Annotated in this window: 19 protein-coding genes and 2 pseudogenes; 8 read left to right on the top strand and 13 right to left on the bottom strand. The window is 75.0% G+C overall.

Features of this window, described 5'->3' with window-relative positions; all coding sequences use genetic code 11:
* Window positions 1-37 precede the first annotated feature (37 nt).
* Complete coding sequence (locus CK485_RS01570; protein ID WP_109446006.1) at window positions 38-307, top strand: hypothetical protein; 270 nt, start codon at window positions 38-40, stop codon at window positions 305-307.
* A 236-nt stretch (window positions 308-543) separates the two neighbouring features.
* Window positions 544-1,644 (top strand): annotated as a pseudogene (locus CK485_RS01575) (glycosyltransferase 87 family protein); the annotation flags it as partial.
* Window positions 1,645-1,667: 23 nt separating this feature from the next.
* On the opposite strand, the gene CK485_RS01580 reads toward CK485_RS01575, so the two are convergent.
* The 3 genes and pseudogenes from CK485_RS01580 to CK485_RS29310 all read right to left on the bottom strand — a co-directional run.
* Window positions 1,668-3,392 (bottom strand): DNA repair helicase XPB, encoded by a 1,725-nt coding sequence (locus tag CK485_RS01580; RefSeq protein WP_241968057.1) that lies wholly within the window; start codon window positions 3,390-3,392, stop codon window positions 1,668-1,670.
* Between the two features lie 144 nt (window positions 3,393-3,536).
* A complete protein-coding gene (locus CK485_RS01585) occupies window positions 3,537-4,007 on the bottom strand; it encodes an NUDIX domain-containing protein (protein ID WP_109446007.1) in 471 nt (156 codons plus the stop codon).
* A gap of 55 nt (window positions 4,008-4,062) precedes the next feature.
* Window positions 4,063-4,179: pseudogene (locus CK485_RS29310) on the bottom strand (XRE family transcriptional regulator); the annotation flags it as partial.
* Window positions 4,180-4,569: 390 nt separating this feature from the next.
* Here CK485_RS29310 and CK485_RS01595 point away from each other — a divergent pair.
* Window positions 4,570-5,343 carry a VanZ family protein gene (locus tag CK485_RS01595; protein WP_241968058.1) on the top strand — a complete coding sequence of 258 codons (774 nt, stop codon included), beginning with the start codon at window positions 4,570-4,572 and terminating at the stop codon, window positions 5,341-5,343.
* On the opposite strand, the gene CK485_RS01600 is transcribed toward CK485_RS01595, so the two are convergent.
* A complete protein-coding gene (locus CK485_RS01600) occupies window positions 5,306-7,771 on the bottom strand; it encodes a helicase-associated domain-containing protein (RefSeq protein ID WP_241968059.1) in 2,466 nt (821 codons plus the stop codon). The genes CK485_RS01595 and CK485_RS01600 overlap by 38 nt on opposite strands.
* Before the next feature lie 180 nt (window positions 7,772-7,951).
* Between CK485_RS01600 and CK485_RS01605 the strand changes: the two genes are divergently transcribed.
* A complete protein-coding gene (locus CK485_RS01605) occupies window positions 7,952-9,013 on the top strand; it encodes a hypothetical protein (RefSeq protein ID WP_109446017.1) in 1,062 nt (353 codons plus the stop codon).
* A 161-nt stretch (window positions 9,014-9,174) separates the two neighbouring features.
* Window positions 9,175-9,837: a haloacid dehalogenase-like hydrolase gene (locus CK485_RS01610; RefSeq protein WP_109446019.1), complete on the top strand. Its 663-nt coding sequence runs from the start codon at window positions 9,175-9,177 to the stop codon at window positions 9,835-9,837.
* A 14-nt stretch (window positions 9,838-9,851) separates the two neighbouring features.
* On the opposite strand, the gene CK485_RS01615 is transcribed toward CK485_RS01610, so the two are convergent.
* Window positions 9,852-10,094 carry a hypothetical protein gene (locus CK485_RS01615; RefSeq protein ID WP_109446021.1) on the bottom strand — a complete coding sequence of 81 codons (243 nt, stop codon included), beginning with the start codon at window positions 10,092-10,094 and terminating at the stop codon, window positions 9,852-9,854.
* A 212-nt stretch (window positions 10,095-10,306) separates the two neighbouring features.
* Here CK485_RS01615 and CK485_RS29995 point away from each other — a divergent pair, with 212 nt between their 5' ends.
* Window positions 10,307-10,690 carry a cold-shock protein gene (locus CK485_RS29995; RefSeq protein WP_109446023.1) on the top strand — a complete coding sequence of 128 codons (384 nt, stop codon included), beginning with the start codon at window positions 10,307-10,309 and terminating at the stop codon, window positions 10,688-10,690.
* A 119-nt stretch (window positions 10,691-10,809) separates the two neighbouring features.
* Here CK485_RS29995 and CK485_RS01625 read toward each other — a convergent pair whose 3' ends face one another.
* From CK485_RS01625 to CK485_RS01640, 4 genes are read right to left on the bottom strand one after another with little or no spacing between them, the layout of a single operon-like run.
* The gene (locus tag CK485_RS01625; RefSeq protein ID WP_109446025.1) at window positions 10,810-11,655 is read right to left on the bottom strand and encodes a 1,4-dihydroxy-6-naphthoate synthase; all 846 of its coding nucleotides are present in this window, start codon (window positions 11,653-11,655) and stop codon (window positions 10,810-10,812) included.
* Entirely contained in the window at window positions 11,648-12,391 is a 744-nt protein-coding gene (locus CK485_RS01630; RefSeq protein WP_109446027.1) for a futalosine hydrolase, read from the bottom strand. The genes CK485_RS01625 and CK485_RS01630 overlap by 8 nt, the downstream gene beginning before the upstream one ends.
* Before the next feature lie 11 nt (window positions 12,392-12,402).
* Window positions 12,403-12,873 carry a hypothetical protein gene (locus CK485_RS01635; RefSeq protein ID WP_109446029.1) on the bottom strand — a complete coding sequence of 157 codons (471 nt, stop codon included), beginning with the start codon at window positions 12,871-12,873 and terminating at the stop codon, window positions 12,403-12,405.
* Between the two features lie 27 nt (window positions 12,874-12,900).
* Window positions 12,901-14,277: an MFS transporter gene (locus CK485_RS01640; protein ID WP_199239196.1), complete on the bottom strand. Its 1,377-nt coding sequence runs from the start codon at window positions 14,275-14,277 to the stop codon at window positions 12,901-12,903.
* Window positions 14,278-14,715: 438 nt separating this feature from the next.
* Between CK485_RS01640 and CK485_RS01645 the strand changes: the two genes are divergently transcribed.
* Window positions 14,716-15,594 (top strand): DUF3027 domain-containing protein, encoded by an 879-nt coding sequence (locus CK485_RS01645; RefSeq protein WP_109446033.1) that lies wholly within the window; start codon window positions 14,716-14,718, stop codon window positions 15,592-15,594.
* A 32-nt stretch (window positions 15,595-15,626) separates the two neighbouring features.
* Here the strand turns inward: CK485_RS01645 and CK485_RS28640 are convergent, their stop codons facing one another.
* Window positions 15,627-15,794, bottom strand: a complete 168-nt coding sequence (locus CK485_RS28640) for a hypothetical protein (RefSeq protein ID WP_158288144.1) — start codon at window positions 15,792-15,794, stop codon at window positions 15,627-15,629.
* 397 nt (window positions 15,795-16,191) lie between these two features.
* On the opposite strand from CK485_RS28640, the gene CK485_RS01650 reads away from it, so the two are divergent.
* On the top strand, window positions 16,192-19,293 hold the full coding sequence (locus CK485_RS01650; RefSeq protein WP_109446035.1) for a molecular chaperone Hsp90: 3,102 nt from the start codon (window positions 16,192-16,194) through the stop codon (window positions 19,291-19,293).
* 49 nt (window positions 19,294-19,342) lie between these two features.
* Here the strand turns inward: CK485_RS01650 and CK485_RS01655 are convergent, their stop codons facing one another.
* The 3 genes from CK485_RS01655 to CK485_RS01665 all read right to left on the bottom strand — a co-directional run bounded on the left by CK485_RS01655 (window position 19,343) and on the right by CK485_RS01665 (window position 22,511).
* Window positions 19,343-19,567 (bottom strand): hypothetical protein, encoded by a 225-nt coding sequence (locus tag CK485_RS01655; RefSeq protein WP_109446037.1) that lies wholly within the window; start codon window positions 19,565-19,567, stop codon window positions 19,343-19,345.
* 66 nt (window positions 19,568-19,633) lie between these two features.
* Window positions 19,634-22,021, bottom strand: a complete 2,388-nt coding sequence (locus CK485_RS01660; RefSeq protein ID WP_109446039.1) for an HAD-IC family P-type ATPase — start codon at window positions 22,019-22,021, stop codon at window positions 19,634-19,636.
* A 193-nt stretch (window positions 22,022-22,214) separates the two neighbouring features.
* Window positions 22,215-22,511 carry a DUF2530 domain-containing protein gene (locus CK485_RS01665; RefSeq protein WP_109446041.1) on the bottom strand — a complete coding sequence of 99 codons (297 nt, stop codon included), beginning with the start codon at window positions 22,509-22,511 and terminating at the stop codon, window positions 22,215-22,217.
* Window positions 22,512-22,553: the final 42 nt, after the last annotated feature.

Here is a 22,553-nt window from a genome sequence, read left to right on the forward strand (position 1 = left end):
GATGCGCGCCAATCGGGTGAAAACCTACCGTGGAGACATGGCTACCCACACACTGAACCCGATCCGCGGCAGCACGGCCATCTCGGCCCTGCCCGCCACCGCCCCGACCCAAGACGACCTGGCCGCCCGGTCCGCCCCCGGCGCCGACCGCCGTGACCATCCGCGCCACCTTCTCGGCAGTGCCCTGCGCGCCGTCGGCGTCTTCGTCGACACCGCCTTCCGCGTCGTCGTGCTCGGCACCGACGGCACCAAGCAGCCCGACCTGTCGCACATACCCCGCCAGGGCCCGCGCGGCGGCCTCGCCTGACCCGTTGCCCGGCGTGGTCCGCCGGTCGCTGGGTAGGGTCGCCGGGGGTGTCGGCTCACCGCCGGTGCCGACCGACCACGGTGACCGGAAGGCCAGCTCAGGTGAGTGCGACCACGACGGCGATACGAGGCGACCGAGGCGACGCCGAACGGAACCGGCCGGGGGCACCCACCCCCGCGGTCGCTCCTGGCCCCGCCACCCTCAGAACCGCGCTCGCCGCGGCCCCCCGGCGTCCCTTGCTGCTCGCCACCGCCCTGCTCGCCGTCTCACTGCTCGCCTACGCGAGCCTGTGCGTGGCGATGCGCTTCGAGATGGCTGACATCGTCGTCTACCGCGCCGAAGGGCTCGCCGCCGCCACCGGCCACGGGCTGTACGACCTGAGGGTGACCCGCTGGCAGCTGCCCGCGACGTATCCGCCGTTCGCCGCGATTCTGTTCGTCCCGACCTCCTGGCTGCCGCTGCACGTGCTGCGGCTGGTGGTCACCGAGGCCAACGTCGTGCTGCTCGGCGTTCTCGCCCATCTGTCGATGCGCTTCGCCGGGTGGCCGCGCCGGGTGGGACTGCGGCCGGTGGCGCTGCTGGTCGTCGTCGCGCTGGGGATATGGATCGAGCCGGTCTTCCAGACGCTGGTGTGCGGCCAGGTGAACCTGGCGCTGGACTGCCTGGTCCTGTGGGACCTCTCCCGGCCCGACGGCGCGCGCGGCAAGGGCGTCGCCACCGGTGTGGCCGCCGGGATCAAGCTGACGCCCGCGCTGTTCGTCGTCTACCTGCTGCTGTCCGGACGGCGCAGGGCGGCCGCCACCTCGGCCGCCGCGTTCGCGGGCACGGCGCTGGTGGGCTGGCTGGCGCTGCCCGCCGCCAGCGCGGACTACTGGACGCGCGAGATGTTCGACACCTCGCGGGTCGGCAAGGTGTGGACGGTGGACGACCAGTCGCTCCAAGGACTCGTCGCCCGGCTGCTGCACACCACCGCGCCGGGCCTGTGGTGGCAGGTGCCCGCCGCGCTGGTCGCGGTGGCGGGGGTGGTGGTGGCCGCGTGGGCGGCGCGGCGCGGGCTGGAGACGTGGGGGGTGCTGTGTGCGGCGGTCACCGCGTTGCTGGTCTCGCCGATCAGCTGGACGCACCACTGGGTGTGGTGCGTGCCGCTGCTGATCGTGCTGGCCGCCGAGGCACGCCGGGTCCCGTGGCGTTGGGCGGTGCTCGGCCTGGTGCTGGTCGCCTTCACCGCGCGCACCATGTGGCTGGTGCACCGCCCCGGCTCCTACGTGCTGCGGCTGCCGTGGTGGCAGCAGCCGCTGGCGTCGCCGTACCCCGTGCTGGGCCTGGCCTTCCTTGCCTTCGCCGTCTGGCGAATACGCCGCTACACCTCGTCGCCGGTCAGGTCGTCGCCGGTCAGTCCGCCTCCGGCGGGCCCCTCGGTGGCGAGGTCGTCGGTGGCGAGGTCGACGCCCGCCAGCACGTCGTCGGAGTCCACGATGCGGTACGCGTAGCCCTGCTCGGCGAGGAAGCGCTGCCGGTGCGCGGCGAAGTCCTGGTCGACGGTGTCGCGCGCGACGACCGAGTAGAAACGGGCCTCGTGGCCGTCCGCCTTGGGCCGCAGCACCCGGCCGAGCCGCTGCGCCTCCTCCTGGCGTGAGCCGAAGGTGCCGGAGACCTGGATGGCGACGGTCGCCTCGGGCAGGTCGATGGAGAAGTTGGCGACCTTGGAGACCACCAGCACGCTGATCTCCCCGCGCCGGAAGGCGTCGAAGAGCTTCTCGCGCTGCGCGTTGGTCGTCTCGCCCTTGATCACCGGTGCGTCCAGGTGCTCGCCCAGCTCGTCCAGCTGGTCGATGTACTGGCCGATGACCAGCGTCTGCTGCCCCCGGTGCCGGGCCACCAGCGCCTCGGTCACCCGCCGCTTGGTCGCGGTCGTGGCGCAGTAACGGTACTTCTCCTCCGTCTCGGCGGTCGCGTACGCGAGGCGTTCGGCGTCGGTGAGGTTGACCCGCACCTCGACGCAGTCGGCCGGGGCGATGTAGCCCTGCGCCTCGATCTCCTTCCAGGGGGCGTCGAAGCGCTTGGGGCCGATCAGCGAGAAGACGTCGGACTCGCGGCCGTCCTCGCGCACCAGGGTCGCGGTCAGCCCGAGCCTGCGGCGCGCCTGGAGGTCGGCGGTGAACTTGAAGACCGGCGCCGGCAGCAGGTGCACCTCGTCGTAGACGATCAGGCCCCAGTCGCGGGAGTCGAACAGCTCCAGGTGCGGGTAGACGCCCTTCCGCTTGGTCGTCAGCACCTGGTACGTGGCGATGGTGACCGGCCGGATCTCCTTGCGGGTGCCGCTGTACTCGCCGATCTCGTCCTCGGTCAGCGAGGTGCGGCGGACCAGTTCGTGCTTCCACTGCCGGGCGGAGACGGTGTTGGTCACCAGGATCAGCGTGGTCGCCTTGGCCCGCGCCATCGCGCCCGCGCCCACCAGCGTCTTGCCCGCGCCGCACGGCAGCACGACCACGCCGGAGCCGCCGTGCCAGAAGCCGTCGACGGCCTGCTGCTGGTACGGGCGCAGCTCCCAGCCGTCCTGCTCCAGCTCGATCGGGTGCGCCTCGCCGTCCACGTAGCCCGCCAGGTCCTCTGCGGGCCAGCCGAGCTTGAGCAGCACCTGCTTGATCTGCCCGCGCTCGGAGGGGTGGACGATCACGCTGTCCTCGTCGATCCGCTTGCCCACCAGCGGCTGGACCTTCTTCGATCGCAGCACCTCGTGCAGCACCGGGCGGTCGGTGGTCTCCAGCACCAGGCCGTGCGTCGGGTGCTTCAGCAGCCGCAGTCGCCCGTAGCGGGCCATCGTCTCGGCGACGTCGATCAGTAGCGCGTGCGGCACCGGGTAGCGCGAGTACTGCACGAGCGCGTCCACGACCTGCTCGGCGTCGTGACCGGCGGCCCGCGCGTTCCACAGCCCGAGCGGGGTGACCCGGTAGGTGTGGATGTGCTCGGGTGCCCGCTCCAGCTCGGCGAACGGCGCGATGGCCCGCCGGCAGTCGTCCGCCTGGGGGTGGTCCACCTCCAGCAGCAGCGTCTTGTCGCTCTGGACGATGAGGGGTCCGTTCACGCGCTCTCCGCCTCTCCGATCGCGTTGGGCTAATCCTCCAGTGTGCCTCATGGCGTCACGGGTCGGCTCCGCCCCGGCTGAGTGCGCCGACGGGACGGCTGAGCGCGGGCGGGACGGCCCGGGCCGCACCGCGCCGGGAAGCCTTCAGCCCAGGTATGGCTGGTCGCGGGCCTCCTGGTAGTGCCGCAGCCGCAGCCGCTGCGTGTGGTGCATCGGCAGCACCGCCAGGTCGTCCGGTGCGACGAATCGCAGTTCCGTGGACTCGTCCGAGACGGCGAGCGCGCCACCGGTCACGCGTGCGGTGAAGCAGACGTTGAACTGCCTGCGCACCTCGCCGTCGCTGTACGCGATCACATGGCGGGGGTCGGTGTACGTGCCGACGAGACCCGTGATCTCGATGTCGAGAGCCGTCTCCTCCTTGACCTCGCGCACGGCGGCCCCCGGAAGCGAGTCACCCATCTCCATACCGCCGCCGGGAAGCGCCCACAGGCCGCTGTCCTCGCGACGCTGCAACAGGATGCGTCCGGCCTCGTCGGTGACGACGGCAGAGGCGGCGACGACCAGGCTGTTCGGCTTCGGGGCGGCGGAGTCGTCGTAGTACTCGGTCCGTGGCATCGCTCACCCTCCCGCTACGGGCGTGGCCGATGCCCAGACGGCCTCGAAGCTTCCCGCGGCCGAGGTTCACCCACCGCTCAACGGACTTGGGGTCCACCTCGGCCTTCGCGGCCAGGCCGGCGTTGGTCCACCCGCCCGCCGCCATGGCTACTCGTGATCTCTCGTTGGACATTCGGTCTTCACCCTCCTGCCGGGACGTTGGTAGGGACGTTCTACCTCTGTCAGGACGTCCCGAAGTGGGCTTTGTGGGAGGTGCCCACGTGCTGATGACGGGCACGAAGCTCCTGGCACGGACACCGGTGAGCGGCCTCGCATGACCCTTCGGATCAGCCGTGACAGCGGCCGCACTTGGGGACCGACGCAAGTGGTGTGGCCGGTCGAGCCCTCGGACATCCTGGCGCGGCCATGCGCCTGTCCACCGCGCGCGTGCGCCCGGTGTGTTCGTTCGGGCTGCAACTCACCTGCGACCGCGGCCAGTTCAACCGCCCGGCCGAGTGGGGTGCCGGTGCGCGGGTAGGCGTTCGGGCGGAGGGTCGGCAGGGCGTGAGGGCGGGAGGTCCTCGTGGACGGTGTCGCACGATGGCGGGAGCGTGGCGCGGGCGGGCGGAAGCGACGCGGCGGGCGCGCCCGGGCGTGGTGGAAGCGGCCGGAGAACGGGCGGTGGCGGGCTCGGGTCGTCGCGGGACGCGAACGGTGGCGGGCGCGGACCGCCGAGCGGCGGGCGGCTCGGGTCCGGGCCGGGCGTCGGGAGCGGGAGCGGGAGGCCGCGTGGGAGCGGGAGTGGGCCGAGCGGCGCAGGCCGCGGGCCGGGCGGGTGGTGCGGGCGGTCGTGATGCTGGTCGCGTTCGTGGGCATGGTGGCGTTCGCGGTGCTGCTGGCCAGGGTCACGCTCGTGCCGTCGCCCGCGTCGCGGTCGCTGGTGCACGCCAACTTCCGTCCCCTGGCGTCGATCCGCGCCTACCTCGACCAGCCCGACTGGCGGGACTCCGTCAAGCAGATCGGCGGGAACGTGGTGCTGGGCGTGCCGTTCGGCATGCTGCTGCCGGTGCTCTTCCCGCGCACCCGGGGCCTGGTGCGGGTGGTCGTGGTGACCGCGTTCGTCATGCTGTGCGTGGAGACCGCGCAGGGCACGCTCGTCGAGGGCCGGGCCTTCGACATCGACGACGTCATCCTCAACACCGCGGGCGCGCTGCTGGGTTACCTGCTGGTCGGCCGTCTCGTCGGCCGGGCGCTGCACCCCAGGCGGCGGCACTGGTGGCAGAGCTACCGCGTCGCCAGGGTGCGCGAACGCGCCGGGCTCAGGGCGTCTCGTTCGTCAGTTCCGCCGTCCCCGTGATGCGGTGCAGGGAGAAGGTGCGGACCTCGTCGGTGGTGTGGTCGTAGGCGGTCACGTAGCCGCCCTCCACCCTGACCGGTTCGATGACGCGCTGGGTGGCGGCGCCCTCGGCGTTGACGTAGCCGATCCACAGCGGGTCGCCGGTCAGCACGGCGGCCTGGACCGTGGCGAGCGTCTCGGCGGAGGAGGTGCGCGGGACGGCGCGGCGCTCCCCGGCCGGGCCCCGCACGGCGGTGGCGGCGCGGTCGCCCGCCCGGATCGCCTTCACCGCCGCCGCCAGCAGCCGGTCGTCCGGGACCGCCGGGCCGTCCGGCACCGGCACCGGCGCGGCACGCGGCGGGGTGCGGTGGGCGTCGGCGCGGGTGATCAGCACGTCGCCCTCGGCCGACTCGGCCGCCGGCGCGAACCCCATGCCGCGCAGCCGCTCCAGCAGCGCCGCGGGGTCGGTGCGCGAGGCCAGCACGGTCGGCGCCAGGCGGCGCAGGCCCAGCCCGGAGGCACGCCGGTCGGCGAGGATCTCGGCGAGCAGCGCGTCGTCGTCGCACCGCAGGTAGGCCGAGGCCGCGCCGACCCGGAGCCTGCCGTGGCGGCGGGCCACGTCGTCGATGAGGTAGGTCAGCGGCTGGGGCACGGGCGTGCGCGAGTGCGCGGCAAGGAAGGCGTGCAGGTCGTCCGCGGTGCGCCCGGCGTCCAGCGCCCGGCGCACCGAGCCGGGGGTGAAGCGGTAGACGGTAGCGCCGCCCTTGGACTCCACTTCGGCGGCGGTGTCCATGAACTCCGCCAGCGGTGCCATCAGCGGCCCCGGCGCGACCGCCGTCAGGTCGGCCTGGAGCAGCACGTGGTCCAGCGGTTCCGGCAGCAGCGGGCGCAGTCGTGCGGCGGCGCGCTCGGCGGAGCCGTCCAGCAGGTCGCGGCCGAACGAGGCCAGCGCCCCGCGCCCGGTCACGCCCAGCGACTCGGCCTCCTCCAACGTCCAGCGGACCAGCCGGGACAACGTGTCGTCCGGTCCCGCGCCGCGTCGCGGCCACTCCCACCGCAGCCGCGCCGGCACGCTGTCCGCCGTGGGCGCCGCGCCCTCCGGCACCGACGCCAGCAGCTCCAGGACGCGGCGGCGCACCTCCGGCGCGAGCGAGCGGTCCAGGCCCGGGCCGAGCGCCGCCAGCGCACGCCCCTTGGCATCGCGGGCACCGACCGCGCCGGGCGTGCGGGTGGCCGGGAGCCAGGCGGTGACCAGCCGCGTCCAGCGCTCCTGCGGGGGCAGGCGCAGCCACTCGTCGTACGCGGGGGTGGGCGCGTAGACCTCGTCGACCTCGCCGTCGGAGGCGAGCAGCCCGGCGCCGTACGCCAGCTCCAGCCAGAACGCGGCGACCGGCTCGGGCACCTCCAGCTCGACGGCGGTCCGCTTCAGGTCGCGCACGCTCAGGCCGCCCGCGCGCAGCACCGCCGGGCCGCCGGTCTGCCAGGACTTCAGCAACTCCTCCACCGTCCGCACGGCGCCGAACGCCTGCCCGGCCGCCGTCGCGTCGGCCGTCGCGGGGCCGTGCGCGGCGGCCACCTCCAGCGGAGGCGGCACGGGCAGCGGCTCGCGGTGCGCCCGCCCGCCGCGCAGACTCAGCGCGGCCTCCCGGGGCAGCACGACGTTGCGCGGCCCGGCCGGAAGCAGTACGCCGCGCGCCAGCAGCCACTGCACCGGGGTGGTGGCGGTCGCGGCGCGCACCGGCTCGGAGGCACCCGTCACCTCGCCGTACGGCGGCCCCCACACCAGCTTGTCCAGCACCGCCGTCGCGCCGTCCGGGGCGGCGGCCAGCAGCTCCCGCAGACCCGCCCGGTCGCTCAGCAGCCCCGCGAGCGCGGCGACGGCGCTCACCGGGTCGTGGGTGGCGGGCAGTCCCGCGTCGGCCAGGATCTCCTGGAGCCTGCCCGGCGACATGCCCGCGGTGGCCTCCGCGACCGTGGGCCCGAGCCCGGTCGGCGAGGGCGCGGCGGCGGAGGGCGCCAGCAGGTCGCGGGCGGTGCGCACCAGGGTGAGGCGGTCGTCGCCGCCCCACACGAGCGCGTTGTCCCGCAGCACGCCGACCGCCCTGGGCAGCGCGGCGGCGACGGGACCCGGATCGCCCGGCTCGAGTCCTTCGTCGCCCGTCATCAGCGCGAGCAGCGCCTCGTACGGGCACGGGTCCGGCGCGACCGCCAGCGCTTCGGCGGTCTGGAGCACGAAGCGGTCCAGCCGCTCCAGCGCGCGCAGCACCGACGCCCGGGTCCCGGCCCGGGTGGCGAGCTGGGTCAGGTCGTTGGGAACCGGGCTGACCAGGTCGGGGCGGGCGCGCAGCAGCGCGACCACCGCCTCGTCGCCCCGGGCGCGCAGATCCTCGGCGAGAGTGCGCGGTCCGGGTCGCGCGGCGGCGTTCTCGGAACCCGTGTCGCCGTTCACGTGCCCCCTCCCCACTTCAGGTGCGGCCATCCGTTCAACATTAGGGCCTGACGCCGACAAGGCGGCGGGGGGCGACGCGTCGCCGCTGCGCTGCTGTGACGCGAGGGGCGGTGGCGGTACCGTCAACGGGGCGCCGCGGCAAGGGCATTGGCCGCGGCACGGGCACTGGGCGGTGAACCGATGGGCATCGAGAGCGACAAGCTGGTCCTCGACTACCTGAGCCGGGTCGGCGACCTGGCGCAGATCACCCTGCCCGCGGCCGAGCGCATGCGGCTGGTCGCCCAGCTGCGCAACGACATCGACCGCGCCCGCGACGGCAGCGCCGCCGACAGCCCGGCGGCGGTGCGGCGGATCCTGGGCAGGCTCGGTTCGCCGGACGACGTGGTGGCCGCCGCCGCGAGCAGGCCCGGCGAGGCCGAGGCGCCGCAGCCGCCGCGGGCCTCCGCCCCTCGCCCCGAGCCGTCCGAACGCTCGCCGCGACCGGAGGCGCCGGGACCGCGGGCGACCGCGTCCGCCGCGCGTGCCGAACGGCAGGACGCGGTGTCGTTCGACAAGCGGGGCGAGCGGGAGCCCTCCGGCGGGTCGCGTGGGTCCGGTACGGAGCCAGGGCCCGAGGTGCCGGCCGGGGGCGGCCCCGAGTGGTGGCGGGTCCCCGCGCCGCGCAGCGCCGCGCGGACCAACGAGATCCTGGGCGGCGGCTGGACCGGCGGGATCTTCCTGTCGGAGTTCGACGATCCCGGCGAGGAGGACGACGCGGACGGTGACGGCGAGGACGACGAGGCCGTGGAGGCGGTGGCGGGCGCCGCTGCGGGCCGCCGCCCGTTCCCCCGGCTGCGCCTGCGCCGCCGGGGAGCCGCCGCGCCGGACCCGGTCGCGCGGGAGGTGGCGGGACGCCGGGGGCTGCCGGTGGGCCCGCTGGAACTGCTGGGCGCGCTCGCGCTGCTGGCGGGGGCGGTGCTGGGCAACGGGATAGCGCTGGGGGCGGGCTGGGTGCTGGCGTACACCAGCCGGGGCATGAGCCGCCGCGACGCGAAGTTCGCCGCGCTCGGGGCGCCTGGGCTGGTCGCGCTGGGCGCGGTGCTGTGGCTGTGGGGGCGCACCGAGGGGCGCTGGGGGGCGCCGATCGCCGGCGGACAGCTGGGCGCGGTCATCTCGTCCGACTTCCCGACGCTGCTGCGGGTCGCCGCGGTCGCCTCGGCGCTGGCCCTGCTGTGGCGCGCATCGGCGGCGCGCAGGCGGTAGCGGCGAGCCCGGAGGCGGGCCCGGCCGCCTACGCCCCGCCCGGCCGCCTACGCCCGCCCCGCCTCACGCCGCCGTCCCGCCTCCCGTCGCCCCGCCGCCTTAGGCCCCCGCTTTCCCGCCCGTCACCCCCGCGTCATCCCGCTCGCGTAAGAATGGGTGGCATGGCCACGCATCCTCTGACGGTCGGGTTCGATCTCGACATGACGCTGATCGACTCCCGGCCCGGCATCAAGGCCGTCTACGACCGGCTGTCCGAAGAGACCGGGACGTACATCGACTCCGAACTCGCCATCACCCGTCTCGGGCCGCCGCTGGAACAGGAGCTGGCGTACTGGTTCCCGGCCGCCGCCGTCCCCGCCGCCGTCGACCGCTACCGCGAGCTGTACGTGGACCACGCCATCGTGCCCACCCCGGCCATGCCCGGCGCCGTCGAGGCGATCGCGGCGGTGCGCGCGGCGGGCGGCCGGGCCATCGTGGTGACCGCCAAGCACCAGCCCAGCGCCCAGTCGCACCTGGACCACCTGGGCATCGGCGCCGACGCGCTCATCGGCTGGCTGTGGGCCGAGGCGAAGGCCGAGGCGCTGCGCGAGCACGGCGCGTCGGTGTACGTGGGCGACCACGTCGGCGACGTGCGCGGGGCGCGTACCGCCGGAGCGTTCTCGGTGGCGGTCGCCACCGGTCCGTGCGACGGCGCGCAACTGCGCGCGGAAGGCGCCGACGTCGTGCTGGACGACCTGACGCGCTTCCCGCGCTGGCTTGAGGACTGGCTCACCGACGGCGCCGCCGCCTCAGAGCCCGAGGACGCCGCCGAGGACGCCGCCTAGGACCGGGGGCCCGCCTACGCCGCCGAGGCCTCGCGGATCTGGCGCCGCTGGGCCCGCGCGGCCCGTAGCAGGCCGGCCAGGGCGAGCGCGAAGCCGACGCCCATCAGCATGCAGACGAAGTACGCCGGGGTGGGCAGCGGCTTCGTGCCGATGAACAGCGGGGTCATGGTCGCGAGGGTCGCTACCGCGCCAATGATGAACACGATCGCGCCGATCCGTACGAGCGCGTCACCGGGCCTGGGGGTTTCGTTGGTCACCTCAATAGGGTAGGTCGCGTCCAGAGCGCCGGGGGACGGGGCCCGGGAGCGTCTTGTCACCCGCGCCGGGACCATTAGCCTGGTGGGAGGCGGGCCACCGGGCCCGCTCCACTGCTGTCCGGCCCCGGCCGGGGTCCGGCCCGGGAAAAAGAACCGGACTCCCGGTCCGTGCGGTGCCAGGTGTTTCCCGAGTGACGAGGACGAGGTCGGACGTGCCAACCGGCAAGGTCAAGTGGTTCAACAGCGAGAAGGGCTTCGGCTTCCTCTCCCGCGACGACGGCGGCGACGTCTTCGTGCACTCGTCCGTGCTCCCCGCCGGAGTGGATTCGCTCAAGCCCGGCCAGCGCGTGGAGTTCGGCGTGGTCGCCGGACAGCGCGGCGACCAGGCGCTGTCGGTGACCGTGCTCGACCCGGCGCCCTCGGTCGCCGCCGCGCAGCGCCGCAAGCCCGACGAACTGCTGCCGATCGTCCAGGACCTCACCAGCCTGCTGGAGGACGTGGCCCGCTCGCTCCAGCGCGGCCGCTACCCGGAGAAGACGCACGGACGCAAGATCGCGGGCGTGCTGCGCGCGGTCGCCGACCAGCTGGACGTCTGACAGGCGGGCGTCCGGCCGGACGCCCGCGTTCGTACGCCGGCGGACCCCGCGCGCGGCCGTGAAGCCCGCGCGCGGAGCCGCCCTTCGGCGAGCGGCCCCTCGCGGGCGGCCTCCCTTGATCAGGGGAAGCGCAGCGCGTCCGGTCCCAGCGGCGGCACCAGGCCCTCGGCCGCGGCCCGGGTGAGCAGCCCGCGCACCGCCGCGTAGCCCTTCTCGCCGAGGTCCTCGGTGAACTCGTTGACGTACAGCCCGATGTGCTGGTCGGCCACGCGGGCGTCCATCTCCTGCGCGTGCGCCAGCACGTAGTCGCGGGAGGCGGCCGGGTCGTCCCAGGCGGCGCGGACCGAGGCGCGGGCGGCGTCGGCCAGCTCGCGCAGCCGCTCCTCGCCCAGCGAGCGCCTGGCGACGATCGCGCCGAGCGGGATGGGCAGGCCGGTGGTCCGCTCCCAGTGCTCGCCCATGTCGGCCAGCTTGTGCAGTCCGTAGTCGGCGTAGGTGAAGCGGGCCTCGTGGATGACGAGTCCGGCGTCGACCCGGCCGTCGCGCACCGCCGGCATGATCTCGTGGAACGGCAGCACCTCGACGCGGCCGATCCCGCCGGGCACCTCGGAGGCCGCCCACAGCCGGAACAGCAGGTAGGCGGTGGACCGTTCGCTCGGGACCGCGACCGTGCGCCCCGACAGGTCGGCGTCCGGCTCCCGGGTGAGCACCAGCGGCCCGCAGCCGTGCCCCAGCGCGCCTCCGCACGGCAGCAGCGCGTACTCCCGAAGCACCCACGGCAGCACCGCGTACGACACCTTCAGCACGTCCAGCTCGCCGCGCTCGGCCATGCCGTTGGTGACGTCGATGTCGGCGAACGTCACGTCCAGCGCGGGGGCGCCGGGTACCAGGCCGTGCGCCCAGGCGTGGAAGACGAAGGTGTCGTTGGGGCAGGGCGAGTACGCGATCCGCAGGGGCTCAGCCATGGTCCGTCGCTTCCTGGAGTACCGGGACCATGGCGCGGAAGGCGTCGCCGAGCGCGGCCAGCGCGTCGCCGATCCGCCAGGCGGCCCGGTCCCTGGGGCCTACGGGGTTGGAGACCGCGCGCACCTCCAGCACCGGCACCCGGTGCGCGGCGGCGGCCTCGGCGACGCCGAAGCCCTCCATCGCCTCGGCGAGCGCCGTCGGGTGCCGGTCGGTCAGTTCACGGGCGCGGGCGGCGCTGCCGGTGACCGTGGAGACGGTCAGCACGGTGCCGTGGCCGGCCCCGGCGGCTCGGGCGGCGGCCCGGGACAGCTCGGGCGGGGGCAGGTGGCGGGAGGTGCCGAAGCCCAACTCGGTGACGGGGACGAACCCCTCGGGCGTCTCGGCGCCCAGGTCGGCGGCGACGATCGCGTCGGCGACCACCACGGAGCCGACCGGCGCCGCGGGCGCGAACCCGCCGCCGATGCCCGCGCTGATCACGAGGTCGTACGGGGTCCCCGCCGCCTCGGCCGCGGCCAGTGCCGTCGCGGTGCCCGCCGCCACCGCCGCCGGGCCGACGCCGGCGGCGAGCAGGTCGACGGTGCCCAGCGGGCCGCCGGTCAGCCGCAGCGCGGTCCGGTCGCCGGGCAGCGGGTGCTGGACGCCCGCGTTGGCGTCGCCGTCACCGCCGCCGGGCGCGGTCAGCCCGCGGGCGGCGGAGTCGCGCTCCGCCGCCACCGCGGTCACCACGAGCAGCATGGGGATGCGCGTCAGCCCTTGAGCTGGAGCGCGAAGTGCCACACGCCCTGGTAGGACTGGGCGCCGGAGTTCTCGACGATGGTCAGCGTGACCTTCGTCTTCTGCTGGCCGGTGCTGGAGTCGGTGAAGAACTGGTTCACCAGGTCCGGGCTGAACGTGTGGTACGTGCTGGTCAGCCTGCCGGAGGCGCCCTGCTGGTCCACCACCACGACCCAGCCCTTGTCGGCGATCGCCGGGTCCACGCCGACGTGCACCGTGTCACCGGAGGAGACGTCGACGGTCTCGGAGGGCGTGCTGTTGAGGCACTTGGTGAAGTCGGCCGTGGAGAGCGACTTGCCGTTGTCGTAGCACGCCGCCTCCGTGTGAACGGAGGTCTTGCCGACCGTCACGGTCGCCAGCGGGGTCGGCTTGGTGCAGGCGGACAGGGCGAACAGCCCGAAGGCGACCGCACCCACGGCGGCGGCACTGCGGCGAATGGTCATGACGCTGAGGCTACCGGGCGGTCCCCCTCACGCCGCACGCGGGTGCGGCGTGCCGTGCCGGGCGGCGGCCAGCAGTCCCCGCCCGGTCAGCGCGGCGCCGGCCGCCACGATCGCGGCGCCGGCGCCGAGGCCGACCAGCCCGTTCAGCGGCAGCACGATGCCCAGGCCGCCGCCGATCACCCAGGCCAGTTGCAGCACGGTCTCGGAGCGGGCGAACGCGGAGGTGCGCACCGCCTCCGGCACGTCGCGCTGGATCAGGGCGTCCAGCGACAGCTTGCCCATCGCCTGGGTCAGCCCGGTCAGCCCGGCGGCCAGCACGACGCCCACGACGCCGTAGACGATCGCGCCGAAGACCAGCGAGCCGAGGGCGATCAACTGCACCGTGGTGATGATCACTTCGGGCGCGCGGGCGCGCAGCCAGGAGCCGAGCACGTTGCCCAGCGCGTTGCCCCCGCCCGCGGCGACCGCGACCAGGCCGAGGGAGAACGCCGGGCTCAGCCCGCCGACCGGGTGCTCGCGCAGGGTGAAGGCCAGGAAGAAGGTGAGCAGCCCCGACAGCCCGCGCAGCGCGCAGTTCGCCTGGAGCGCGTAGAGGACGGAGGCGCCGACCGTGCGCAGCCCCGGCCGCCGGATCGTCTTGTCCACCGGCGGCGCCGACTCGTCGTCCGCGTGCAGCACCGCACGGCCCTCGCCCTTGGCCGAGTCCACGGTGTGCGGCAGCGAGAAGCACAGCAGCGAGCCGACCGCGTAGATCACGAACGCGCCGTACAGCGGCCAGCCGGGGCCGATCAGGTGCAGCAGCCCGCCGACCGGCGCGGCGGCGGCCGTGGCCAGCAGGCCCGCGAGCGTCATCCGGGAGTTCGCCTTGACCAGCGAGATCCGCTGCGGCAGCAGCCGGGGCACGACCGCGCTGCGCACGACGCCGTTGGCCTTGGAGGCGACCAGCACGCACAGCGCCTCCGGGTAGAGCGCGAGGCCGCCGCCCACCGAGGAGGCCATCGACCAGGCCAGCACCGCGCGGGCCATCATCGACGCGGCCATCGCCGCCCTGCGGCCGTGCGGCACCCGGTCGAGCAGCGGGCCGATCACGGGCGCGAGCAGGGTGAACGGCGCCATCGTGACCAGTAGGTAGAGCGCCACCCGGTCGCGGGCCTGGCCGGTGGGGACCGAGAAGAACACCGTGCTGGCCAGCGCGATGGTGATCATCATGTCGCCGGCCGAGCTGACCGCCTGGAGTTCCAGCAGCTTCGCGAGCCCGGTCTCGCCCGCGCCCTGCGCGTGGGTCATCCGCTTGATCAGCGATCCCGCGCCGCGCCCGGCCCGCGCGGCGGAGTGCGCGACGGACCGCCCGGCCCGACGCATCGGGCCGGCTCCGGACATCCGGACGGTTCCCACGCCTTGCATCCTCCCCCAATCGCGGTCGCGCATGGCGGTTTTCGGCAGCGCTTCGCGTGGCTACCGCGATTCACCCGCCCGGGCGCGCCGTACCCGGTCCGTCCTCCGCCGTCCTCGCGGCCACCCGTACGGGTGGCCGGCCGGGCGCCCGTACGAGCGGGTCGGGTGCCGGGCGGGCCCGTCCGACACGCGGTCGCCGACGGGCGCGCGGACCCCCCGACTTCCCGCCGGGGGCGTGGACGGGTAGCGTGCGTCACGCGCCGTCGACGGCACGTTCCTCGCCGCGCGCTCCAGGCGGATCCCTCAGAATGGGACGGACCAGGTGCGCCCGAGAGCTGCCGGGCGATACGTCGACGCGGTCCCCAGGTCCGCTCCGTACCGCCCCCGCCCTCGGTTGGCGCGCTCGTGAGACGGCGTAGGAGAGAATCGATTCTTGTGAGTGCTGCGATGCGAAGCCGGACACCGGACCGCCTGTGCGCCGAGGCGGTCGACCTCGCCCGGACGGCGGCAGAGGAGACCGCCGGGGCGGACGTGGTCGGTGAGCACCTCGGGGCCACCTGGGACGGGGACCGCGTCGTCACGCACTCCTTCGTCTGCAAGGACCCCGCCTACCGGGGCTGGCGCTGGGCGGTCACCGTGGCCCGCGCCTCCCGCGCGAAGCTGGTCACCGTCGACGAGACGGTGCTGCTGCCGGACGCCGACGCCGTGCTCGCGCCGGAGTGGGTGCCGTGGAGCGACCGGCTGCGCCCCGGCGACATGGGCCCGGGCGACCTGCTGCCCACCGAGGCGGACGACCTGCGCCTGGAGCCCGGCTGGCTGGAGGGCCCCGAGTCGGTCGAGCCCGCGCCGCAGGGGCTGGCCGAGATCGTGGAGTCCGAGGACGTCCAGGCGGCGCCCCCGGTCGACCGCGCCGGGCCGGTCTCCCTCGCGGAGGAACTCGGGCTGCGCCGCGACCGCGTCCTGTCCCGCTACGGGCTGCACATCGCCGCCGACCGCTGGGACGAGGCGTTCGGCCCCAAGACGCCGATGGCGCAGGCGGCGCCCGCGCACTGCGTGAGCTGCGGATTCCTGGTGCCGCTCAGCGGCTCCCTGCGGCAGGCCTTCGGCATCTGCGCCAACGAGTTCTCGCCCGCCGACGGCCGCGTGGTGTCGCTGGCCTACGGCTGCGGCGGCCACTCGGAAGCCGCCGTGATGCCGAAGACACCGCGCCCCGCGCCCCCGGTCCTGGACGAGCTGCGCACCGAGCCGATGCCGCTGCACCCGGAGCGCACCGGCGGCTCGGTGGACCCCACGACCCCGGACTCGGAGGAGCTGGGGCACTCCTGACGTCCCCCGGGACCCGGTGAAGTTCCCCCGCCTCAGCGCGGGACGAGCGGCTCGGGGCCGGGCGCGACGGCTTCGAGGCGGACCTGCTGCGTCGCCGTCGGCCTGCGCACGAACGCCACGGCGAGGACCGCCGCCGCGGCGTTCAGGCCGTCCGCCACCGGGCAGGCCATGGTGCGTCCCGCCGGGGCGTCGTACGGCACGGGGTGGTGACTCTCGACCGAACGGCGGGAGAGGCGAACGGCGCGTGCGCCGGGGGCATCGAGCCACCTCGAAGCGGAGCAATGCGCGGGTAAGCGGACGTTGTGACGCACCCCCGGATGAGGCCGAAGCGATTTGCGGGAACGCGGGCCTTGCGGAGCGCACCGGGGAGAAGGCGCGGACGGTGCCCGCGACGACCGGCGGCAGGAAGCGCGGGACGCGCGGGCGCTCGCGCGGCCCGGGGCGCCGGAGCGGCGGGCGTGCGGCGCGGTCCGCTCGGCCGAACCGGTAACGTCCCCCCTGGTCCGGGCGATCGGCCCGGGCGACCCGGTCGGCGGGCGCCCCGCCCGCCCGGTCCGTCCCGCTGTCCCAGCCCCCGAAGGAGACCCCGTGAGCGCAGTGGTGAATCCGGTGCCCGCCGGTGGAGCCGACACCTTCGGGGTGGCGCGCCTGCGGCAGGCCGTGCTGGACGCCTGGGCCGCCTCGCCCGCGCGCTTCCGGGAGGACGCCAACGCCGAGGAGGACCTCGCCCTCGGCGGCTACCGGGACCGGCTCGTCGTCGAACTCGCGCAGAACGCCGCCGACGCGGCCGTGCGCGCGGGCGTCCCCGGCCGCCTCCTGCTGACCCTGCGCGACGGCGTGCTGGCCGCCGCCAACACCGGCGCCCCGCTGGACGCGGAGGGCGCCGAGTCGCTGTCCACGCTGCGCGCCTCCGCCAAGCGCGGGCAGGAGGGCGTCGGCCGGTTCGGCGTCGGCTTCTCCGCCGTACTCGCGGTCAGCGACGAGCCCGCGGTCGTCTCGCACGGCGGCGGCGTGCGCTGGTCGCTGGCGGAAGGGCGGGAACTGGCGGACGACGCGGCCGGACGCAGCCCCGGTCTCGCCGACGAACTGCGCCGCAGGGACGGCCACGTACCGCTGCTGCGGCTGCCGTTGCCCGCCGAGGGCAGCGCGCCGGAGGGCTACGACACGGTCGTGGTGCTGCCGCTGCGCGACGGCGCCGCCGAGGATCTCGCGGCCCGCCTGCTGGACGGTGTGGACGACGCGCTGCTGCTCGCGCTGCCCGCCCTGTCCGAGGTCGTGATCGAAACCCCGGACGAGCGCCGCGTGCTGACGCAACGTCAGGACGTCGACGGCGAAGTCGTCGTGGACGACTCCCGCTCGGGGGCGACGCGTTGGCGGGTCGCCTCGGACGCCGGTGAGCTGGACGCCGCCCTGCTCGCCGACCGGCCCGTCGAGGAACGCCTGCGCCCCGCCTGGTCGGTGACGTGGGCGGTGCCGGTGGACGGCACCGGGGCGCCCGCCCGGCCGCGCACCGCCTCCGTGGTGCACGCGCCCACCCCCACCGACGAACCCCTGGGCCTGCCCGCGCTGCTCATCGCCTCCTTCCCGCTCGACCCCACCCGGCGGCACGTCGCGCCCGGCCCGCTGACCGACTTCGTGCTGGAGCGCGCCGCCGACGCCTATGTGCGACTGCTGGCCGGATGGCGTCCGGTGGGCGCCGGGGTGATCGACCTGGTGCCGGGACCGCTCGGCCGCGGTGAACTCGACGGCGCCCTGCGGGGGAAGGTGCTGTCCGCGCTGCCCGCCACCGCGTTCCTGCCCGCGGCGGCGGCCACGCGGGAGGACGGCGACCACGCCCTGCGCCCGGACCGCGCGGAACTGCTGGAGGGCGGCACCGCGCAGGCCGTCGGGGTGCTGAGCGAGGTCCTTCCCGCCCTGCTGCCCGCGGGCCTGGAGCGCCGGGCCGAGCTGCGCGCGCTGGGGGTCGCCCGGCTGCCGCTCGGCGAGGCCATCGACCGGCTCGCCGGGACCGAGCGCCCGGCCACGTGGTGGCGCAGGCTCTACGACGCGCTCGCCGGGACCGACCCGGACCGCCTCAGCGGACTGCCGGTGCCGCTGACCGACGGCCGCACCGTCGTCGGGCCCCGCCAGGTGCTGCTGCCGTCGCCAGGGACGCCGCTGCCGGAAGGGCTGGTACGGCTCGGGCTGAAGGTGGCCGACCCCGAGGCGGCGCACCCGCTGCTGGAGAAGCTGGGCGCGACCCCGGCCACCCCGCGTGCGGTGCTGACGACACCTCAGGTGCGGGCGGCGGTCGCCGGATCGCTGGACGCCGAGGAGGTGTGGGACGAGGACGCGCCCGGGCTCGACGCGGAGGAACTGGCCGACCTGGTACTGGCGTTGGTGCGGGACGCGGGTCTGGCCCCCGGCGACGAACCCTGGCTCGGCGCCCTCGCCCTGCCCGACGACGAGGGCGAGTTGTCCCCGGCCGGTGAACTGGTCTACCCGGGGAGCGCGTTCGAGCAGGTCATCCGTCCCGGCGAACTCGCGGCGTGCGACCACGACCTGGCCGTCCGCTGGGGCGAGCAGCCCCTGACCGCGGTCGGGGTGCTCGCCACCTTCGCCCTGGTGCGCGCCGCCGACGTGGTGCTCGACCCGGACGACCTGGAGCCGCGCGACGCCGACTGGGCCGAGCCGGACGACGCCGGTCTGCTGGACGCCGTCGACGTGTGGTGCGAGGACGTGCTCGACCAGCTGCCGGAGACCGACGTGCCCCCGGTCGCCACCGAACTCGTGGGCGTGCGCGACCTGGACCTGGTGGACGACGACGCCTGGCCGCAGGCGTTGCGGCTGCTGTCCCTACCGCCGCTGCGGGACGCGATCACCGCGCCGGTGCGGGTGCTGCTGCCGGACGGCACGACGCGCAGCGTGCGCCCGTACACCGCGTGGTGGCTGCGCGACCACCCCGTGCTGGACGGCCGTCGTCCGGTGGGCCTGCGGGCATCCGGCGGCGACCCGCTGCTGGCCGGGCTCTACGACGAGGCGGACACGGCGGCGGTGGACGACCAGGTGCTGCGGGCGCTGGGGGTGCGTACCTCGGCGGCCGCGCTGCTGGACGAGCCGGGCGGGGCGGCGGAGCTGCTCTCCCGCCTCGCCGATCCGGAGTCGCACGTGACGTCCGGGCAACTCAAGGCGCTCTACGCGGAGTTGGCGCTGCTGGAAACGCACGAGGTGACGCTGCCTGACGAGCTGTGCGCGGTGGTGGACGGCCGTACGACCGTGGTGGACGCGGCCGACGCGCTGGTCGCCGACGCGCCCGACCTGCTGCCGCTGGCGTCCGGCCGGGCCCTGCTGCCGGCCGGCCCGCGGCACGCCGAGGCGCTCGCCGAACTGTTCCAGGTGCGCCGCCTGAGCGACCAGCTCGCGGCCCCGGTGGTCAGCCACGGCGAGCCGCACGAGGTGCCCGACGAGGTACGCGAACTGCTGCCCGGCGCCCCCGCCTCGTACGTCGAGCACGAGGAGCTGCTGGTCGCCGCGGCCGACGGCGAGCAGGCGCTCGACTGGCGCTGGGCGGACGGCGTGCTGCACGCCGCGACGCTCGAGGGCGTGGCGGCCGGGCTGGCCTGGGCGGCGGGTCAGTGGCGGCGCCGCTTCGAGGTCGCCGCGCTGCTGGAGGACCCCTCGCGCGCCGGGGAGCTGGCCACGGCGCGCTGGTTCGAGTGAGGCGGGCCCGGTCGGTGCCTGGCCGGGGTGAACGGCGGGGCGCGGCGGGTCAGTTGCCGCTGAGTGCCCGCCGCACCCCGTAGATCACGGCGAAGACGGCCACGACGCCGATCAGCACCCACAGCAGCGCCCACCCGCTGCCCGTGCCGTGCCCGTACCCGTGGCCGTAGGTGGTCGTGGTGTACGTGTGGTGGGTGACGTAGTGGTGGGTCACGGTGTGGTGGACGATGGAGTGGGAGCCGCCGTGGGACCGGGCGGCGAGGTCGAAGGACATGAGCCGGGATACTAAAGCCCCGATCAGTTCACCGTAAAGGACGTAAAGGGCGGCCGGGGTGGACGGCTACACCGGCCTGCGCCTGATGACCTGCCAGGCGCCCTCGACCGCCAGCGAGCCGATCACCGCGACGCCGACCGCCGTCCACGGCCCCTCGGTGCCCACCAGCCGCAGCGCGAAGAACGCCTGGAGCGACGGCGTCACCAGCACGACGAGGAACGCCGCCCCCATTGCCGGCACCAGCGCGATCCGCCACCAGGTGTAGGGGCGGGCGACGATCGCCAGCACCCACATCGAGATCAGGAACAGCGTGAGCGTCGCCGCGCTGGTCTCCGCCTCGCGAGCGCCCGCGCCGCCGTAGTGGTGGCGGGCGACGACGTACGTGACGAACGTGGCCGCGCCCGCGATGATCCCCATCGGCACCGCGAACCGCATCACCCGGCGCACGAAGTGCGGTTGCGCGCGCTCGGTGTTGGGCGCCAGCGCCAGGAAGAACGACGGCACGCCGATGGTCAGGGTCGACAGCAGCGTCAGGTGCCGGGGCAGGAACGGGTAGGGCACCCGCCAGATCACCACCAGCAGCGCCAGCAGCACCGAGTAGACGGTCTTGGTGAGGAAGAGGGTGGAGACCCGGGTGATGTTGCCGATCACCCGGCGGCCCTCGGCGACCACCGAGGGCAGCGTGGCGAAGCTGTTGTCCAGCAGCACGATCTGCGCGACCGCGCGGGTCGCCTCGCTGCCGGAGCCCATCGACACCCCGATGTCGGCGTCCTTGAGGGCCAGCACGTCGTTGACGCCGTCGCCGGTCATCGCCACGTTGTGGCCGCGCGACTGCAACGCGCCCACCATGTCCCGCTTCTGCTGCGGGGTGACCCGGCCGAAGACGCTGCCGTCCTCCAGGGCCCGGCCCATGCGCTCCGGCTCGCGCGGCAACTGGCGGGCGTCCACCGGACGTTCGGACCCGGGCAGCGACAGTTTGGCGGCGACCGCGCCGACCGAGACCGCGTTGTCGCCGGAGATCACCTTGGCGGCGACGTCCTGCCGGGCGAAGTAGCGCAGTGTCTCACCGGCGTCCGCGCGCAGCCGCTGCTCCAGCACGACCAGCGCCGCGGGCTCCACCGACGCGACCACCTCCGGGTCCTCCAGCGGACGTTCGGCGCGGGCCAGCAGCAGCACGCGCAGTCCCCGCGCGCCGCGCTCGTCGACCTCGGCCAGCTCCGGGTGGCCCGGTGGCAGCAGTACGTCGGGCGCGCCCAGCAGCCAGTGCTCGACGCGCCCGCCGCCGTCGTACGAGAGCGTCGCCCCGCTGTACTTGCGGGCGGAGGAGAACGGCAGCGCGCCGGTGCACCGCGGGCCCTCCGCGCCGTCCTGCGCCGAGTCCGCCGGGTAGGCGTCGATGACGGCCTTCAGGCTGGCGTTGGGACGGGGGTCGGCGGCGCCGAGGGCGGCCAGCACCCCGCGTACGCGCGTGTCGTCCGCGCCGTCCAGCAGCCGCAGTTCGGTGACGTCCATGCCGCCCTCGGTCAACGTGCCGGTCTTGTCCAGGCAGACGGTGTCCACCCGGGCCAGGCCCTCGATCGCGGGCAGTTCCTGCACCAGGCACTGCTTGCGGCCCAGCCGGACCACCCCGATCGCGAACGCCACCGACATCAGCAGCACCAGGCCCTCGGGCACCATGGGCACGATCCCGCCCACCATCCGGCGCACCGCCTCGCGCCAGTCGTTGCCCTCGACGTACAGCTGGCTGGCGATCAGGCCGACGGCGACCGGGACCATCATCCACGTCACGTACTTGAGGATCTGGCTGACGCCGCCCCGCAGTTCGGAGTGGACCAGGGTGAAGCGGCTGGCCTCCTCCGCCAGTTGGGCGGCGTAGGCTCCGCGCCCGACCTTGGTCGCGGTGAAGGCGCCGCCGCCGGCGACCACGAAGCTGCCCGACATCACCTCGTCGCCCGGCTTCTTGAGCACCGGGTCGGCCTCACCGGTCAGCAGCGACTCGTCGATCTCCAGGCCGTCCGCCTCGGCGACCTCGCCGTCCACCACGACCTTGTCGCCCGGGCCCAGCTCGATCAGGTCGCCCAGCACGATCGCGGAGGTCACCACCTCGGCGGCCCGCCCGTCGCGGCGCACGGTCGGCCTCGCCTCGCCGACCACCGCGAGGCTGTCCAGCGTCTTCTTGGCGCGCAGCTCCTGGACGATGCCGATCGCGGTGTTGGCGACGATCACGAAGCCGAACAGGCCGTCCTGGATCGGGCCGACGGCCACGATGATCAGGAAGAGGACGCCGAGGATGGCGTTGAAGCGGGTGAAGACGTTGCCCCGGACGATGTCGGCGACCGAACGGGAACTGCGCACGGGGATGTCGTTGACCTCGCCGCGTGCGGTGCGGTCGGCGACCTCGGCGGAGGTCAGGCCCTGGGCGCGGGCGGGCGAGGTGGCGACACGGTCCGTCATGGGTCGAGACTACGTGGCATTCATGACGGTATGCCTGCTTTGCCTCCCGGCTCGCGGAGGAGCCCCGAAGGGCCCACGGACGACTCGCGGAGGGCCCACGGACGGCTCGCGGCGGCCCCGCGGACGGTTCGCGGCGGCTCGCCCGGGAAGGCCGCCGGCTCGTTCGGGCCCGCTGCCGGCCCGCCCGGGACCGTCAGCCGGCGAGGGGCGCGCCGCCGCCCTCGTCGCCGTGCCCGTCGCGGGACGCGGCCGCCCGGCGGATCGCGTCCCTGCGCCTGCGCACGTAGAGGATGCCGACGCCGCCCAGCGCCGCGCCGGCCGCGCAGCACCAGATCCACCAGGCGTGGCCGTGGTCCGCGTACCAGCCGTAGAAGGGGAGCTGACCTAGGAAGAGGACCAGCCAGACGATCGTGCCGCCGGTGACGATCGCGACGTCGTTCGCCTCCAGCGGTTCCGGCGTCTCGTGCAACGGCGTCCACTTCGACTTCATGCCGCACAGCCTACGGGGCGCCTCCGACGGGACCGCCGCCGC

Origin of the sequence: Streptomyces sp. ICBB 8177 (genome assembly GCF_003144095.1) — a bacterium.
Classification (GTDB): Bacteria; Actinomycetota; Actinomycetes; order Streptomycetales; family Streptomycetaceae; genus Streptantibioticus_D.

Excerpts from the sequence above, each read along its gene's own strand:
- CK485_RS01610 (WP_109446019.1), top strand. The coding sequence starts at position 9,175 with ATGGCCACGCATCCTCTGACGGTCGGGTTCGATCTCGACATGACGCTG.
- CK485_RS01640 (WP_199239196.1), bottom strand. The coding sequence starts at position 14,277 with ATGCAAGGCGTGGGAACCGTCCGGATGTCCGGAGCCGGCCCGATGCGT.
- CK485_RS01585 (WP_109446007.1), bottom strand. The coding sequence starts at position 4,007 with ATGCCACGGACCGAGTACTACGACGACTCCGCCGCCCCGAAGCCGAAC.
- CK485_RS01625 (WP_109446025.1), bottom strand. The coding sequence starts at position 11,655 with ATGGCTGAGCCCCTGCGGATCGCGTACTCGCCCTGCCCCAACGACACC.
- CK485_RS01630 (WP_109446027.1), bottom strand. The coding sequence starts at position 12,391 with ATGCTGCTCGTGGTGACCGCGGTGGCGGCGGAGCGCGACTCCGCCGCC.
- CK485_RS01645 (WP_109446033.1), top strand. The coding sequence starts at position 14,716 with ATGCGAAGCCGGACACCGGACCGCCTGTGCGCCGAGGCGGTCGACCTC.
- CK485_RS01665 (WP_109446041.1), bottom strand. The coding sequence starts at position 22,511 with ATGAAGTCGAAGTGGACGCCGTTGCACGAGACGCCGGAACCGCTGGAG.
- CK485_RS01660 (WP_109446039.1), bottom strand. The coding sequence starts at position 22,021 with ATGACGGACCGTGTCGCCACCTCGCCCGCCCGCGCCCAGGGCCTGACC.
- CK485_RS01570 (WP_109446006.1), top strand. The coding sequence starts at position 38 with ATGGCTACCCACACACTGAACCCGATCCGCGGCAGCACGGCCATCTCG.
- CK485_RS01605 (WP_109446017.1), top strand. The coding sequence starts at position 7,952 with ATGGGCATCGAGAGCGACAAGCTGGTCCTCGACTACCTGAGCCGGGTC.
- CK485_RS01635 (WP_109446029.1), bottom strand. The coding sequence starts at position 12,873 with ATGACCATTCGCCGCAGTGCCGCCGCCGTGGGTGCGGTCGCCTTCGGG.
- CK485_RS01655 (WP_109446037.1), bottom strand. The coding sequence starts at position 19,567 with ATGTCCTTCGACCTCGCCGCCCGGTCCCACGGCGGCTCCCACTCCATC.